Genomic DNA, 16595 nt, shown 5'->3' with positions numbered 1-16595 from the left:
ATGGCGTCCATCACACAGGATCTTGATCGCACCCCGACACTTCCGCGCTGGCTCGCACCGGGAGCACTCCTTGCCGTGGCCTATCTCGTCGTCCCCTTTGTCGGCACCAGCTATCTCTTCGAAGCGATCCTGCTGCCGTTCCTGGCACTCAGCCTTGCCGGCGTCGGCTTGAATATCCTGACCGGCTATGCCGGCCAGGTTTCGCTCGGCAGTGCCGCCTTCATGGCGGTCGGCGCCTTCGGTGCCTATAATTTCAATCTGCGCGTCGAGGGCCTGCCGCTGATCGCAAGCATCGTGCTCGCGGGTCTGTCGGCAGCGGCGATCGGCATCATCTTCGGTCTGCCGAGCCTGAGGCTCAAGGGTTTTTATCTTGCAGTGTCGACGCTCGCAGCACAGTTTTTCGTGCAATGGGCATTGACCAAGTTCAGCTGGTTTTCCAACGACTCCGCCTCGGGCGTGATCGACGCGCCGCCGCTTCGCATCGGCGGCATCGCTTTCGATGGCGCGATCGGGCGCTATCTTTTCGCGCTGACGGTCGTCACCGTCCTGACCTTTCTGGCGCTGCGGCTCGTGTCGTCCCAGACAGGACGGAATTTCATCGCGGTGCGCGACAACGAGACGGCCGCCCGCATCATCGGTGTACCGGTCCTGAAGACCAAGCTGCTCGCCTTTGCGATTTCCTCTTTCATCATCGGCGTTGCCGGCGTGCTTTGGGCCTTTACCTATCTGCGCACCGTGGAGCCGGCGGGGTTCAACCTCGATCGCTCCTTCCAGGTGCTGTTCATCATCATCATCGGCGGGCTCGCTTCCATTCGCGGCGCCTTTCTGGGGGCAGCACTGATCGTGGTGTTTCCGCTCGTCCTGTCGCGATTGGGAGCCTTCTTTCTCGGCGAGATTTTTGATTCCGGCGTGCTCGACATGAGCCAGCGCATCGTGCTCGGCAGCCTGATCATCCTGTTTCTCATTCTCGAACCGGACGGCCTCGTCGCCCTCTGGGACAGAAACGTAAGACGAATCGGCAGCGTTCTGACACGGCGCTGAACTGAACCCGGAGCGCGCGCTCCCAAAAGCAAGAAATCCATTTTCGATCAATGCAGGTCCGGTCATCTCGCCGGCCATCACCCGGAGTGTATCCAGAAATGACAATCTTCAGCAAACTCAAGATCGCGGCGCTCGCTGCCGGGATCGCCTTCTCGGTGGCGCTTCCCGCCGCACATGCCGACGAGCAATATTTTCCGTTGCAAAGCTATCGTGTCGGCCCCTACGCGGCCGGCGGCACCGGCTTCTTCGGCGGCTTCATCGATTACCTGAACCTGATCAACACACGTGACGGCGGTGTGAACGGCGTTAAGCTGACCTGGAACGAGTGCGAAACCCAATACGAGGTCGAACGTGGCGTCGAATGCTATGAACGACAGAAAAGCCACCCCAACGCGGCGGCCTGGAACCCGCTTTCCGTCGGCATCGCCTACGCAATGATCGATCGCATCAGCCAGGATAAGGTGCCGCTGATCACGATCAATCACGGCCGCACCGATTCCACCGATGGCCGCGTCTTCCCTTACGTGTTCCCGCTGCTCCTCAATCCCTACAGCGAAACCTCCGGCATCGTGAACTACATTGCCTCCAAGCTCGGTGGTCTCGACAATCTCAAGGGCAAGAAGATCGTGGTCCTCTACCACGGCTCGCCCTACGGCAAGGAAACCATTCCGATCTACGAACTCCTGTCGAAGAAATACGGCTTCGACCTGCAGCAGATCGAAGTTCCCCATCCCGGCAACGAGCAGCAGTCGCAATGGCTGACGATCCGTCGTGCTAAGCCGGACTATGTCGTCCTGCGCGGCTGGGGCGTGATGAATCCCGTTGCCCTGAAGACCGCCGTCAAGGTCGGCTATCCGGTCGATCACATCATCGGCAATGTCTGGTCGAATTCCGAGGAAGACGTCATTCCCGCCGGCGAGGCGGCAAAGGGCTACACCGCGATTACCACGCAGGCCTCCGGCGCCGAGTATCCGGTCGTCAAGGAGATCGTGAAGACGCTCTATGACCAAGGCAAAGGCAATCTCGAGGACAAGAGCCGCATCGGCTCCGTCTATCACAACCTCGGCATCGTCAACGGCATCCTGAACGTCGAGGCGATCCGCATCGCACAGGAGAAGTTCGGTAAGCGAACGCTGACAGGCAATGAGGTTCGTTGGGGCTTCGAACATCTACGGCTTGACCCGGCCCGCGTCGAGGCGCTGGGCGCCAAGGATCTGTTCCACTCCATCAACGTCACCTGGGACAACCACGAAGGCAACGGTTACGTGACCTTCCAGCAATGGGACGGCAAGAAGTGGAAGGTGGTTTCCGATTGGATCGCACCGGATTGGGCTCTGCTGCGTCCCATCATCGAAAAATCCTCAGAGGCCTACGCCAAGGAAAAGGGCATCAAGCTGCGCACCTCCCAGGACGCAGAGGCCGCCATCAACTGATTGGCGGCAGACCCGGTGGCGGCACGCCTGCCGTCATCGGGTTTGGCCTGGTCTGCGACGAGTTCGAGGAAAATCATATGGTCGATACGGATATCCTGCTCAGCGTCGAAAGCGTGAAGGCAACCTACAACCACACGATTCGGGCACTGAACGAGGTAAGCCTGAGCGTAAAGCGCGGCGAGATCGTCGCCCTGCTCGGCGCCAATGGCGCGGGCAAGACGACGACGCTCAAAGCGGTCTCCAACCTCTTGCCGGCCGAACGCGGCCAGATCGTTGCGGGGCGCATCCACTTCGGCGCAATCGACGTGACGACGGCAAGCCCTGCGGCACTTGTTCGCGCCGGGCTCGTGCAAGTGCTCGAGGGCCGCCACTGCTTCCGGACCTTGACCGTGGAAGAGAACCTAATCTCCGGCGGGCTTGGCCGCAGCGCGACGCGCTCTGAAATCACAGTCGATCTCGAAAAGATCTACGCTTTGTTCCCACGCCTCAAAGAAAAGCGCCGCGTGACCTCAGGGCTTACCTCCGGCGGCGAACAGCAGATGACGGCCATCGGCCGTGCGCTGATGTCACGGCCACGACTGCTTATCCTCGATGAGCCTTCCATGGGTCTGGCACCGCTTGTCGTTCAGGACATTTTTCGGACCTTGCGGCGCCTGAATGAAGAGGAAGGGCTTTCCATTCTCGTGGCGGAGCAGAACTCCGCCATCGCACTCAAATATGCAGATCGCGCCACGATCCTCGAAAACGGCGTAACGGCCATCAACGGGACAGCCGCTGATCTGCGCCAGCGCAAAGAGGTGCAAGACCTCTATCTTGGGCGCAAAACGGCGGCCAGCGGCCACCTCGCACCCCTAGTCCCCGCGACCAATCCATAAACCCATCACAGCTGAAGAGGAGAGTTTGACATGACGATTTCGCAAGTGAAGACCGACAATGCCGCAAAGGCGGTTCCACCGGTTGCAAGGTCAACCGAGCCAGCTCACATCATCAAGAGCGATGCCGAGGCGATCGCTGTCGCCAAGAAACTGGCGGCGGAATTCATCAAAGAGTCCGCCAAGCGCGACCGTGAGCGGATTTGGCCGGCGGCCGAACTCGACGCCTTTTCCCAAAGCGGGCTGTGGTCGATCAACGTCCCGAAAAAATTCGGTGGGCCGGAGGTTTCCTACGCCACGCTCGCAAAGGTGATCGAGATCATCTCGGCCGCCGACTCGTCGATCGGCCAGGTCGCCCAAAACCATCTGGGCGTCGTCGCCGCCATCCGCACGGTCTCCGATGAGGCACAACAGAATCTGCTGTTCGACGAGGTGTTGAAGGGAACGCGTTTCGGCAATGCGTTTTCGGAGTTCGGTTCCAAGCGAGCGGTCGACTTCGAGACTAAGTTTACCGACGCCGGCGACCACGTGATCGTCAAGGGGCAGAAGTTCTATTCCTCCGGCGCACTCCTTGCCCATCTGGTGCCGATCGTCGCGCTCGATGACGAGGGTCGTGCCTGGTACGCGATTGCTGATCGCGGCGCACCGGGGCTCACAGTCATCGACGACTGGTCGAGCTTCGGCCAACGCACGACGCTTTCCGGTACGGTGATCATCGACGACGTGAAGGTGCCCAAGACGCATCTGGTGCCGGGCTACAAGGGCTATGACAAACCAACCGCGGACGGCGCCATTTTCCAGATCATCCAGGTGGCGGTGGATACCGGCATTGCGCAAGCAGCGATCGACGAAACGATCGACTTCGTGCGCACCAAGAGCCGTGCCTGGGTGGATAGCGGGCTCGAGCGCGCCTCCGACGATCCGTATACGATCCAGGCCGTCGGCGATCTCACACTGCGCTTGCATGCAGCACAGGCACTGCTTGAAAAGGCAGGCTATGCGATAGACCGAGCGGTGGCGGATCCGACTGCCGAAACCGTGGCCGAAGCGCAGATCGTAACCGCCGAAGCGAAGATCCTCTCTACGGAAATCGCCATTGCCGCCACCAATAAGCTGTTCGAGTTGGCTGGCACCCGCTCGACGCTCGCCGAACACAATCTCGACCGGCATTGGCGCAACGCACGCACCCATACACTGCACGATCCGGTCCGGTGGAAATACGCAATTCTTGGCAAGTATTTCCTGAACGGGGAAAAGCCGCCGCTCCACGCCTGGAGTTAGTTGCCATGATAAACTGGGCGCGAACAATCTCTCGCGCCCTTTTCCAATTAATTGAATATGCTCGAAGGCGATGTCACGGTAAGTGGCTGTCACGCACAGCTCGTGAGCAATATCGCGGAGTAGCTGAACTATCGCCTGAAACATCATTGCTCCCATACGCGCTTATGCGCAGATACATTCCAATACTCCTTCAACACATGGAATGGCCTTTCTCGCAGGGGCAACGAGGCTCAAATACGTTGCGGCGCGCACAAGGAGCCACCAGATGTTCGCAACGTCGTCTCTCAAAACCCTCTTCGGACTTGCCTTTGCGATCGCAACGCTTGCTGCGACGCAGGCTTCCGCGGATGCCACGCTCGATCGCATCAAAGGCCGCGACAAGCTGACCGTAGGGGTCATCCTGTCGGGCGCGCCGTTTGGCTACATCGATCCGAAGAGTCAGGAGCAAAGGGGCTACAATCTCGACATAGCGAAAGCGCTTGCCGATGATCTCGGCGTGAAGCTCGAAACGGTAACGGTGACGCCACCGAACCGTGTCCAGTTCCTGCAGCAGGGTAAGGTCGACATTCTGATCGCCAATATGCAGTACACAGAAGAACGCGCCAAAGTGCTCGACTATGTGCCCACACCCTATGATCGGGCAGGCGGCGCCGCAGTAGTCCGAAAGGACAGCGGACTGAAGGACTGGACCGACCTCAAGGGGAAGACGGTTTGCGTTTCTCAAGGCTCCAACTACACCCAGCCGCTGATCGAGACCTATGGCGCCGTGGTCAAGGCGTTGCCGAGCCAGCCGGAATCGCTGCTCGCCCTTCAGGGCGGCAACTGTGTTGCCGCCGTTCATGTCGGCGCAACGGTTGGTCTCCTGCTTGAAGATCGCCCGGAAGAGTGGAAGGATTACGCAATCCCCTTCCCGAGCGAGCTTATTCCTTCGGATTCGGTGATCTGGTTGCGCAAGGGTGAGAAAGACACCCAGACGGCGCTCGACAACGCGGTCAAGAAGTTGCATGCGTCCGGCAAGCTCCTGGAATTCGCAAAGGCCAACCGGCTGCTGAACACCAAGTATCTTGAAGAACAGCAGAAGGCTGTATCCGCCGCCAAGTAGGGCTTCGCACTGGAAAAGATATGCAGGATATGAGCCTGACCGACCTGTTCATCAGCCTGACGAACAGGATGGGCTTGAACTACGAGTTCTTGGCATCCGGCTACGAGGCGCAGATATGGCGCGACGGTTTCGTCACCACGCTATATCTGATCGCCGTCCTTATACCCGTCAGCCTCATTGCCGGCGTGGCATTCGCCGCCTGCCTCACATCCGGGCGGCTGTGGCTGTCAGCACCAGTGCGCGGCTTTGTGGAGCTGACCCGCAACACACCGACGCTAGTGCAGTTGATGTTTAGTTTCCTTGTCCTGAACACCCTCATTTCCAACATGGTTGGCGGCACGCAAAACAATCCGCTCTCGCCCTTCTTCTGGGTCATCGCGGTGGTCGGCCTACATATCGCAGCTCTACATGCGGAAGCGATCCGCGCCGGCATCGAGGCGGTACCGGCATCGACGATTGAAGCCGCGCGGGCCATCGGCTTCAGCCAGTTCGAGATCCTGCGCTATGTGGAAATTCCGCTGGCTTTGCGTGCGTCGCTGCCGGCAATTATCAACAACCTCATCAACCTGGTGAAGCTGACCACAGTAGGAAACGCAATTGCGGTCAGCGAAATCACATATGCCTCCATCATGGTCTGGACGCAGCGCGACAACGTCGTCTCGCTGATGATCGTCATTCTCCTGTTCTTCAGCCTGATCAACTTCACTATCGCCCGCATCGGCTCATGGGTGGAGCGACGACTGGCAGTTCCGGGATATGGCCTATGACGGTAGCGCTCCACCAACCAGTCAGTCATCGGGTGCTGCGCAATCTCGGCTTCCTCACGCTGCCGCTGATCGTTCTTGCCTGGTCGCTGGCAGACCCGACGCTCGGACGGGAGGTGGTAGAATGGATCCCCTATCTCGCCTCGGGCTTCGCGATGAATGTCGTGATCGCCGTGCTCGCGATGGCGCTCGGTACCCTGGTTGGGGTGCTGTTCGGTATCCTGGAACTGGCGCCCTATCGTATTGTCCGCTATCCCGTCGTCGCTTATGTCCAGATCTTCCGAAATGCGCCGCATCTCGTGCTGATCTTCGCGACCACCTACATCTTTCCCTTCGAAATTGTCGTATTCGGCAATTATCTGCCCTTTCCGGACTGGGTGAAGGCTGTGATTGGGCTTGCCATTCCTGCCAGCGCCTATGTCGCAGAGATCACCCGCGGCGCGATCCTCTCCATACCCACGGCTCAATGGGAAGCGGCCAAAGGACTCGGCTTCGCGCGCAGCGGGGCGCTGCGGTGGATCATTCTGCCGCAATGCCTGCGCCGCTCGTTGCCGCCCTGGATGAATGTCGCGGCCTCGATCACCATGGGAACGGCGCTGGCCTCTCTAGTCGGCGTCCACGAACTTCTGCATGCAGCGACCGATGCAAGCACGGCGGTGCGGCGGCTCGATTTCACGATCATCGCCTATCTCGTGGTCATGGCCGCCTTCTTCCTGCTCTGCTATCCGATTTCCCGCCTGACCAGACGCCTGGAAGCGCGGCGCTTCAAGGCGGCCTGAGGACCAAGAGATGACAAGCCCATCCACCAATAACGCGATCGTCAAACTGGAAGACGTGCACCTGTCCTTCGGACAGACGCAGGTGTTGAAGGGAATCGACCTCACCGTCAACAAGGGCGATGCCGTCTCTATCATCGGTCCGTCCGGTTCCGGCAAGTCCACCATCCTGCGCTGCATCAATGCGCTGGTCCAGCCGCAGAGCGGCAGGATCACGGTGGGCGGAACCCGGGTCGATCAGTTGACCCGGGAAAGCGAACGCATCACCCTGCGCAAGCGCGTCGGTATCGTCTTCCAACAATACAACCTCTTCCCGCACCTGACGGTGCTGGACAACATCGTTCTGGCACCCGTCCGCATTCTCGGCATCGAACCGCACGCAGCGGAAAAGTTGGCTCGCGACTTGCTGGAAAAGGTGCGGCTTGCGGATAAAGCCAATGCCTATCCCGGCCAGCTCTCCGGCGGCCAGCAGCAACGTGTCGCCATCGCCCGCGCGCTTGCCATGAAACCGGAGCTCGTTCTGTTCGATGAGGTGACCTCGGCGCTGGATCCGGAAACCGTCGGCGAGGTCCTGTGGGTGATACGCGACCTGATACGCGATGGCATGACCAGCATTCTCGTCACGCATGAGATGCGCTTTGCCGAGGAGATCAGCGACACGGTCGTCTTCACCGAGAACGGCCGCATTATCGATCGTGGTTCGCCGGAACAGATCTTCCATAAAGCCGAAAATCCCCGCATCCGCCAGTTCGTCCAGGGCCTATCGGTGGGACGCGGCTCGTTGCGCGACGGCGAAGGAATCTGACATGACTGGCACGTCCGCACCGCTGACTACAGCCTTCGCCGAGGCGATCGTCCACTCGGATCCGGATCGCGATCCCGCTGCGATCGAAGCGGCCCGCACAGCGATCATCGATTTTCTTGCATGCGCCATTGCCGGCGCCGGCGACCGCACCACCAGCCTTCTGGCCCAGGCGGTGGGCGCGGAGTTGGCGGGTAATGCAATCCTCGTCGGGACGAGCCGCCGCGCCGACCCGCTCGTCGCAAGCGTAGTCAACGGTTATGCGGGCCATGTGCTCGACTATGACGATGTCCATGCCAGCGTGCGCGGGCACCCGACGACCGTTATCATCCCGGCGCTCCTCGCGCTTGCTGCTGAGCGTAAGTTCACTGCCGGCGACCTGATCGCCTCCTATGTTGTCGGACTGGAGACGATGGCACGGCTCGGCCTCTCGATGGGTTCAAAACACTACGAGAATGGCTTTCACGCCACCGCAACGGTCGGACCTGTCGGCGTTGCCGCGGCAATCGCGCATCTGACCAAAGCCTCGGTGAAAGAAACTGCTGTTTCGCTAGGGCTGGCGGCAACCCAGTCTGCCGGCCTGCGGCTGCAATTCGGTTCTGATGCGAAGCCCTATCATGCCGGCATGGCCGCGCGCTCCGGCCTTTTGGCAGCGCGCTTGGCTGCAGCAGGTTTCGGTGGTGCGCCTGATTTTCTCGACAATCCTGTCGGCTTCCATTCCGCCTATGCGTTCGGGGCAGAGCGTCCGGCCGCGCTGACGGAAAACTGGGGAAGGCCCTGGCAGATCATCACGCCCGGCCTGACGCTGAAGGCTTATCCCTGCTGTACGGCGAGCCATCCCGTCGCCTCCCTCGGCATCGAGCTTCACCGCGAAGAGCTCGCCGCCGACAGGATCGAGGCTATCACCTTCACCTATCCGCCCGGCGCCGATGCAGCGCTCGTGGTAACGAAACCGACCAACGGCATCGAAGCGCGTTTCAGTCCGGAATACGTCTTCTCCGCCGCGCTCATCGACGGTGCGCTGCGATTACACCATTTCGACGAGCGACCGGTGGAACCGCGCCTGATGGGCCTGGCGGGCCTCGCGCGACGGCGCTATGACGAAAGCGCGACGCGCATGTCGAGCGATCCAACGACACGTTTCGTCATCCTCGACCTCAAGCTTCGCGACGGCAGTACGATCACACGCCGCTTCGACGGCCTTCCGGGCGTGACGGATCCGACTGAAAAGTTCCAGGACGCGACGGCGGGCAATCCCGCCTTCGCCGAAATCCCGTCCCTCGTTCGCGCAATGCACAGCGCCGCCGATCTCGACCGGCTACTGGCGCTGCTCAATCAGGACGCCGCCTCAATCTGAACTGACGAAAGACTTCCCATGAGTGCCAAGCGACAAATCCACCTCGGCCTATTCCTCCAAGGCGCCGGCCACCACGTATCGGGCTGGCGGCATCCGCATGCCGAGGCCGGCAGCGAGAATTTCGACCTGCTGCGGCGTGTCTCGCAGATTGCCGAGGCAGCAAAATTCGACATGGTGTTTCTTGCCGATGGCCTCACCAGCGGCGTCGATGCGCATCCTTCAACGATCGCCCGTTTCGAGCCGCTGACGCTTCTTGCGGCGCTGGCGATGGTCACCGATAAGATCGGGCTGGCCGCCACTTCGTCGACAACCTATGGCGAGCCCTATCACACCGCTCGCGCCTTCGCCTCGATCGACCACTTGAGCCACGGCCGCGCCGCCTGGAACATCGTTACAACGTCTTATGCCCGCACCGCGAACAATTTTTCGAAGTCGCATCCGGAGCATGACGAACGTTACGCCGTGGCTGAAGAATTCGTCGACGTGGTGCGCGGTCTCTGGGATAGCTGGGAAGACGACGCTTTCGTCAAGAACAAGCAGACAGGCGTTTACGCCGATCCCACCAAGGTGCATGTGCTCGATCACAAGGGCAAGTATTTTTCCGTTAAGGGTCCGCTCAACATTCCGCGCCCGCCGCAGGGGCATCCGATCCTAATCCAGGCCGGTTCGTCCGGCCCCGGCCAGGATCTCGCGGCGCGCACCGCCGACGTGGTTTTCACCGCGCAGCAGAGCCTGGAAGAGGCGCAGGCCTTCTACAAGAGCCTGAAGGAGCGCGTCGTCAAGTTCGGCCGGCGGGCCGACGACGTCGCAGTCATGCCTGGTTTTCTGCCGGTGATCGGCCGCACGGCCAAGGAAGCCGCCGACAAGCTTGCAGAACTCGACCAGTGGACCGACCTGAAGAGTGCTATGCCGCTGCTTGAAGAGCGCATTGGCCACAGCCTCGTCGACTATGATCCGGATGGCCCGCTGCCGGACTTGCCGATCTCCGATCAGCTGCGCAGCCGCGCCGAACTCCTAACGGCGCTGGCACGCCGCGAAAACCTGACGATCCGCCAGCTGGCGCTGCGAGTCGCCGCCGGCCGCGGTCATCACATTGTTCTCGGCACGCCGGTCGAAATCGCCGATCGGATGCAGCAATGGTTCGACGGCCGCGCTGCAGACGGCTTCAACGTCATGCCACCCTTCTTCCCCGAGGGTCTGGAGGATTTCACGCAGTTGGTGGTGCCGATTCTGCAGGAGCGCGGGCTATTCCGCACGGAGTACAGCGGCACAACCTTGCGGAACCATCTCGGGCTTGCGAGGCCATAACAAGCCTTCGACCGTTATTCGGGATAAGTAGAAGCTCCGTTGCAAGCTACGCCATTTCGGCAGTATCGCTCCCCAAATCCCACTAATGTCTGTGACCTGGAACTACGGCTGTGCGCAATGATTTTCAGCGTATCAGCTGCCGGCCGCTTCGAACCGAATTTTTTGCGCTCCTTCCCAGAGAGTGAGCCGACCGAGCTCGGCAAGCTTCTCAAGATTGGATGTGACAGTGATGAAATGATTTCCGGCGAGCTGCCCCATCTTTGACGAGAAATCAACGCCGCCATAGGCAAGCAGGATTTCCGTTTCGCTGATGCCGCCCGGATAAAGGATGATGTGGCCGGGAGCGGGATGGCTGGTATGATTCTCGTAAGAGACACCAAAATCCCGCTCTCCGAGCGGAATCCACACTCCCTCCCCCGACCAGCGTACGTGTACGATTTTTCCTTCGAAAGGCATCTCCTTCAGAAATGCCTCGCAGGTCTTAGGCGCCTTTGCCGTCTCCAGCATGGCATCGAATTCAAACGGGCCGGCGGTGATCTTCAGTTTCATTCCACTCTCTCTTGCTTTGGTTGTCTCTGTTGTGGTTGGTTCCGGCCGAGGCCATGCGGTTTCCGCGGCACGCGAGTATCCATCAATGCCGGAGGATCTTGCCGAGAAAGGCTTCCGTTCTCGGATTGTGACTAGCGGTGAAGAATTCTTCACTCGGCCTATCTTCGACAATCTCGCCTTGATCGATGAAGATGACGCGGGAGGCCACGCGGCGGGCAAAGCCCATCTCATGGGTCACCACCATCATCGTCATTCCGTCTCTTGCCAGGCCTGTCATGACGTCAAGCACTTCAGACACCATTTCCGGGTCAAGTGCGGACGTCGGCTCGTCGAAAAGCATCGCCAAAGGGTCCATCGCGAGCGCGCGGGCTATGGCCACGCGCTGCTGCTGGCCGCCGGAAAGCTGGCTCGGAAATTTCTTCGCATGATCGATCAGGCCGACACGATCGAGCAGTTGCATGGCCTTGGCTTCGGCCATTGTCGGGCTGCGCCCAAGCACGATCTTCTGAGCCAGCATGATGTTGTCGAGGATGCTGAGATGCGCGAAGAGTTCGAAATTCTGGAAGACCATGCCGACGCGCGTCCGCAGGTTCGGCAAATCCGTTTTCGGATCACCCACCTCGATCCCATGAACCTGGATGGACCCTTCGTGGAAGGGCTCCAAGCCATTAACGCATTTGATCAAGGTCGACTTGCCCGAACCGGATGGGCCGCACACGACGACGATCTCGCCGCGCTCGACCTTGACGCTGCAGTTCTTCAGGACCTGAGAGGTGCCGTAGAATTTGGAGACGCCGTTGATCTCAATCATGAGCGGCCTTTCGTAAAACGAGTAATGGAGAAGGGTTGTAGCGCCCTGCCGGTCTCGCGGCCAAGGACGATCTGTGCGGTAAGTTGGCCGACCAGGGGGCCGAGCGTATAGCCGTTGGAGGTCACGGCGTTGAAGAAGCCGGGCTGCAGCGGATGTTCGCCAAGGATGGGCGCGCCGTCGATATTGATATTCATCGCCGCCCAGCTACGGATCACATGCAGTTTACGCAGCGCCGGCACAACATGCTGGGCCACCCAGAGATTGCCTTCAAGGCTCGATAGCAGCGGGCGAGGATGCTGATGCACGGGATCAAGGCCCGCAGTCCAGCCGCCGCCGATGATGAAGTTGCCGTTGCTCGCCTGCTTCAGGGTCAGATGCCGGTCCGCATGGGCGACGAGGCAGGATATCAGGGGCGCGGCAGCTTCGGTGACCACCATCTGCAACGGAGCTCCAAATACAGGAATATCGAGCCCGAGCATGGCGCCGATACGCGACGAAAAGGCGCCGGCCGCGTTGACGACGCGCTTTGCCCTGATCGTCCCACGCGACGTCGTCACCTCGAAACCGGAGGCATGCACGGCAATGGCGACGACCTCGCATTTTTCGATGAGGCGTGCTCCCCTTGCGCGAGCGGCTTCGAGGATATGCTGCGTCGCGACGAGCGGGTTGATCTTGCCTTCCTGCGGGCAATAGGCAGCCCCGACGAATGCGGGTGACAATGCCGGCTCCAAAGACCGCAACTCGCCTCGATCGATCAGGCGACACTCGATACCGGCGCGTTGCTCGACTGCGACCTTATCGGCAAGGAAACGCATATGCGCTTCGCTCTCGGCAACCATCAGGCCGCCGGTCACCTTCATCTCAAAATCGCAGCCGAGCTCCCGCTGCAAGGCGGCCCAAAGGGCGATGGAATCCCGCTGCAAGGGTAGCGTCTGTGCCGCCGGCCCGCCACCACCTTCGGCGCGCGCGCCGTGATCGAAGGACAAAAGCTGCGCATGCAAGCTGCCGGCATTGCCTCCGGAGGCAAGCGAATTAGCAAAGGCGCGTTCGACAATTGCAACGTCCTCACCTTCGCGTGCAAGAAAAAGCGCGGTCGATAGACCGGCGATCCCTGCCCCGATCACCAAGGTCGATGTTTCCGAGAACGGCAGAGGCTCAGCCGATTGCAGCGGCGGCTTCTCGGGTAGCATTGCCCGCTTGTGTCCTCCCCATTCGGGCTTTTCGACTGCAAGGGCGGCCAGGGGAATGGGCCGCAACGGCATTTGCGGCGCAAGAAATCCATGGATCTCTCCAGCGCTGCGTCTCTCATCCGCAGCCTTGGCCAGCGTGTGACCACAGTAGCGGCTTTGGCAGCGTCCCATGCCGGCGCGCGAAAGTCGCTTCAATGTGGCGATATCCGCAGCACCGTTTGCCATGATCGCCTTTAAGGTACCGGCTGTTACGCCTTCACAACGACAGATGATCGTCTCATCGGCAGGTGCCTGGCTTCCATCGGTGGTTGCCGGCTTGAACGCCTTCCAGAGAGCGACCTGGAAGGCGCGATGGCGGGCAAGCCTGCGTTCGGCTTCACGATCAGGTGCCCCGCCAAGGCCCAGTTTGCGCGCAACTGCAAGCCCGGCCAGCCGGCCTTGCGCCCTGGCGATATGAGCGCCGCCGAAACGTGCGGCCTCGCCGACGACGTGAATGTGGGAAAGCGTGGTTTCGCCATCATCGGCGCTCGTAACCGTAAGCTCGCCATCGGCGATTGCATGGCCGCAGCCGAGCAGCCGCGCGAGCTCGTTCGAGGAAGCAAAGCCGCCACCGATCAGAACAGTATCGGCATCCAGTTTCCTGTCACCTTTCGAGGCGGATATGATGACGGAGTGGACGCCGGCGGCTCCATCGATGGAGGCAATCCTGCTTTCCCAGTAGAGCGGGATACCGGCTGCCTGCAAGGTCGCAAGCTGCCGGGCGCCGTGGATGGCGAGGCCGCCACCAAGCTTCAATAAATTCAAAGCTTCGAAAGGCTTCGACCATGGCGACGCTGCGACTTCAACCAGCGCGACTACAGTACCGCCCGCCCTGCGGATCTCATTGGCGACTTGGATATTAAGAGGCCCGTTCCCGGCGATGAGGATCCTGCCGCGTGGTACTGTGCCGTAGCTTCTAAGCATAGTTTGTGCGGCCCCGGTCATCATGACGCCTGCACGCGTCCAGCCGGGCAAAGGGTATGGCCGCTCGTAGGCACCGGTTGCAATCACGATCATTCGAGGCTTGCAATAGAATGCGCCCGACGAGTTGTAGCATGCTATAACGATGCCGCCTTCGCCGTCCTCAGCACCCCAGACGACCGTTTCGCCGATCAAGGTCGCTCCGGCCTCACCGGCACTTCGGATCAAGTTCAATCCTTCAAGGGCCTGCGTGTCGTGTTCCAACTGTGCCATGGCCGGCGACGTTGCGGGCTGCTTGTAGTATTGGCCGCCTGCAATTTTGCGTTCATCAACGATCGTGACCTTCGCACCGGCGCTTGCAGCCGCTTCCGCAGCGGCAAGACCAGCCGGTCCCGCGCCGATGATCAACAGGTCCATCTCGATGGTTGCGATAGATGCCGGGACATCACACAGATCTGCGATTTGCTCTGACGCGATCGCCGGCCGTGAAGACGGCCTGTGCACATGCATGCCAGCCTCGACTGTGGTCATGCAGGCGCGCTGGCTGATTTTGCCGTCGACGGTCACGAGACAATTATGGCAAGCACCCATGCCGCAAAAGAGCCCACGCGCCTCGCCCTTCAATCCGCGCGAGAAACCGTGCTGCCCACTGGCCTCGATCGCCGCGGCAATCGTCATGCCGCGGTCGGCATGAAGAGAACGGCCATCGACGAAGAATTCGATGGTCGATTCAGCCGCGGATCGAGGAGCAATTGACACGGACAATATCCTCAGGCGTCGAATTTCAGGTCGAAATCCTGAACCAGTTTTTTCATGGCCGCATCCTGTTCAGCGGGTAGTGGCAGACGCGGCGGGCGCGGCGCACCGGCGCCAAAACCCATATGCCGCAACAGCGACTTCGAACCGGCGACATAGGCCTGCCCGCCGACCGCCTGAATGATCGGCAGCCAGTGCAGATAAAGGGCGCGGGCCTCGTCGAACTTCTTTTCGTCGGCCACAAGCTCGAAAATGCGCGCCATCGGCCCTGGAGCGATGTTGGAAGCGACCGCCACCCAGCCTTGCGCGCCCATGACGAAGGATTCGAAGCCGAGAATGCCGCCGAAGACCGTCATATTGTCACCTGCGAGCCGGATGATATCACGCACCCGCGTCACCTCCAGCGTCGACTCCTTGATGTAGTCGCAGCCATCGATTTCGGCGATGCGCTCGACGAGCTGCGGGCTCAAGTCGACATTGGCCGTTGCGGGATTGTTGTAGACCATGATCGGAATGGAGATCGCTGATGCGATGGCGCGATAGTGATGCACCAGTTCGTCGTCGGTCGGGGTCGAATAGAAGGGCGGAATAATCATGACGCCGTCGGCGCCCATCGCTTCTGCCTTGCGGCTCAGACGAACACATTCCCGTGTGTCTTCCGCACCAGCACCGATCAGGACCGGTACACGGTCGGCCACGGTTTCGATAACCGTCCTTGCGACGCCGTCGCGCTCTTCCTCACTGAGCGAGAGAAACTCTCCCGTCGATCCCAATGGTATCAGCCCGTGAATGCCCTGACGAACCTGCCAGTCGGTGAAGGCGGCGAGCGCCTTCAGATCCACCGCGCCATGTTCGTCCAGCGGCGTGATCATCACGGTATAGACACCGCGAAATTTCTTGGTCATGTCGATTATCCTGGTTCTAGCGCTTTTCGGTCATGGACAGTCGGGCGTCTGCCTGACCGAAGCGTTTCTCGATGTGGCGCTGGAAAAAATCCCAGAGCGTGGTCAAAAGGAGGTAGTAGATGGCCGCGACCGAAAAGAGCTCCAGCACCATGAAGCGTTCCTGGATGAGGACCTGAGTGCGTCGCAGAAGTTCTTCCATCGAAATGACCGAGGTCACCGACGTCGTTTTGAGAAGGCCATTGACTGAATTTCCGAGCGGCGGAATGATCACCTTGAATGCCTGCGGCATAACGATATGACGCATGATCTGCCGCTCGGTCATGCCGAGCGCCCTGGCGGCTCTCGCCTGTCCTTCAGGTACGGCTTCGATGCCCGCACGAATAATCTCCGCGAGGTAGGCCGCCTCGTTGAGCGCAAGCCCGATCAGCGCTGCCTCGACGACCGAAAAGCGGATGCCGAACTGCGGCAATGCCGTATAGATGGCGATCAGCTGGACCAGCAGCGGCGTACCGCGAAACAACCAGATATAGGCCTTGGCTGCCAGCTGAACCAAACGCGCCCGCGAGCGCCGCATCAATGCCAGGGCAAATCCTAGGATCAAGCCGGCACTCAGCGAGACGACCGTCAGCCATATGGTGGTGAAGACACCCCCGAGAATGAAGGGGTTGAAAAGGTATCCGAAGAAACC

At 60.4% G+C, this 16595-nt stretch carries 15 protein-coding genes; 10 read left to right on the top strand and 5 right to left on the bottom strand.

All coding sequences use genetic code 11. The features are described from left to right. From AC13RE_RS27805 to AC13RE_RS27760, 10 genes are all read left to right on the top strand, one after another. Positions 1–1041 (top strand): branched-chain amino acid ABC transporter permease, encoded by a 1041-nt coding sequence (locus tag AC13RE_RS27805; protein ID WP_488565313.1) that lies wholly within the window; start codon positions 1–3, stop codon positions 1039–1041. Between the two features lie 98 nt (positions 1042–1139). Beyond that, entirely contained in the window at positions 1140–2474 is a 1335-nt protein-coding gene (locus tag AC13RE_RS27800) for an ABC transporter substrate-binding protein (protein ID WP_488565312.1), read from the top strand. 77 nt (positions 2475–2551) lie between these two features. Next, on the top strand, positions 2552–3349 hold the full coding sequence (locus tag AC13RE_RS27795; protein WP_488565311.1) for an ABC transporter ATP-binding protein: 798 nt from the start codon (positions 2552–2554) through the stop codon (positions 3347–3349). 30 nt (positions 3350–3379) lie between these two features. Next, a complete protein-coding gene (locus AC13RE_RS27790; RefSeq protein ID WP_488565310.1) occupies positions 3380–4627 on the top strand; it encodes an SfnB family sulfur acquisition oxidoreductase in 1248 nt (415 codons plus the stop codon). Positions 4628–4892: 265 nt separating this feature from the next. After that, complete coding sequence (locus tag AC13RE_RS27785) at positions 4893–5729, top strand: transporter substrate-binding domain-containing protein (RefSeq protein ID WP_488565309.1); 837 nt, start codon at positions 4893–4895, stop codon at positions 5727–5729. Between the two features lie 20 nt (positions 5730–5749). After that, entirely contained in the window at positions 5750–6496 is a 747-nt protein-coding gene (locus AC13RE_RS27780; protein WP_488565308.1) for an amino acid ABC transporter permease, read from the top strand. Continuing rightward, a complete protein-coding gene (locus tag AC13RE_RS27775) occupies positions 6493–7272 on the top strand; it encodes an amino acid ABC transporter permease (RefSeq protein WP_488565307.1) in 780 nt (259 codons plus the stop codon). The genes AC13RE_RS27780 and AC13RE_RS27775 overlap by 4 nt, the downstream gene beginning before the upstream one ends. 10 nt (positions 7273–7282) lie before the next feature. After that, on the top strand, positions 7283–8074 hold the full coding sequence (locus tag AC13RE_RS27770) for an amino acid ABC transporter ATP-binding protein (protein WP_488565306.1): 792 nt from the start codon (positions 7283–7285) through the stop codon (positions 8072–8074). 1 nt (position 8075) lies between these two features. After that, entirely contained in the window at positions 8076–9428 is a 1353-nt protein-coding gene (locus tag AC13RE_RS27765) for an MmgE/PrpD family protein (protein WP_488565305.1), read from the top strand. Positions 9429–9446: 18 nt separating this feature from the next. Beyond that, the gene (locus AC13RE_RS27760) at positions 9447–10736 is read left to right on the top strand and encodes an LLM class flavin-dependent oxidoreductase (protein WP_132720978.1); all 1290 of its coding nucleotides are present in this window, start codon (positions 9447–9449) and stop codon (positions 10734–10736) included. Between the two features lie 132 nt (positions 10737–10868). On the opposite strand, the gene AC13RE_RS27755 is transcribed toward AC13RE_RS27760, so the two are convergent. From AC13RE_RS27755 to AC13RE_RS27735, 5 genes are all read right to left on the bottom strand, one after another. Further along, positions 10869–11285 (bottom strand): DUF3830 family protein, encoded by a 417-nt coding sequence (locus AC13RE_RS27755; RefSeq protein ID WP_488565304.1) that lies wholly within the window; start codon positions 11283–11285, stop codon positions 10869–10871. Between the two features lie 82 nt (positions 11286–11367). Next, positions 11368–12096: an amino acid ABC transporter ATP-binding protein gene (locus tag AC13RE_RS27750; RefSeq protein WP_488565303.1), complete on the bottom strand. Its 729-nt coding sequence runs from the start codon at positions 12094–12096 to the stop codon at positions 11368–11370. Then, positions 12093–15011, bottom strand: a complete 2919-nt coding sequence (locus AC13RE_RS27745) for an FAD-dependent oxidoreductase (protein ID WP_488565302.1) — start codon at positions 15009–15011, stop codon at positions 12093–12095. Before AC13RE_RS27745 ends, AC13RE_RS27750 begins: the two co-directional genes overlap by 4 nt. 5 nt (positions 15012–15016) lie before the next feature. Beyond that, positions 15017–15907: a 4-hydroxy-tetrahydrodipicolinate synthase gene (gene dapA, locus AC13RE_RS27740; protein ID WP_488565301.1), complete on the bottom strand. Its 891-nt coding sequence runs from the start codon at positions 15905–15907 to the stop codon at positions 15017–15019. Positions 15908–15923: 16 nt separating this feature from the next. Beyond that, positions 15924–16595 (bottom strand): amino acid ABC transporter permease (locus tag AC13RE_RS27735; RefSeq protein WP_488565300.1); only part of this gene is annotated, 672 nt, incomplete at its 5' end.

It is taken from the genome of Martinezella sp. CNPSo 3959 (assembly GCF_057784355.1).
The sequence above is the reverse complement of the archived record's forward strand: the minus strand, read 5'-3'. Positions and strand labels throughout refer to the sequence as shown.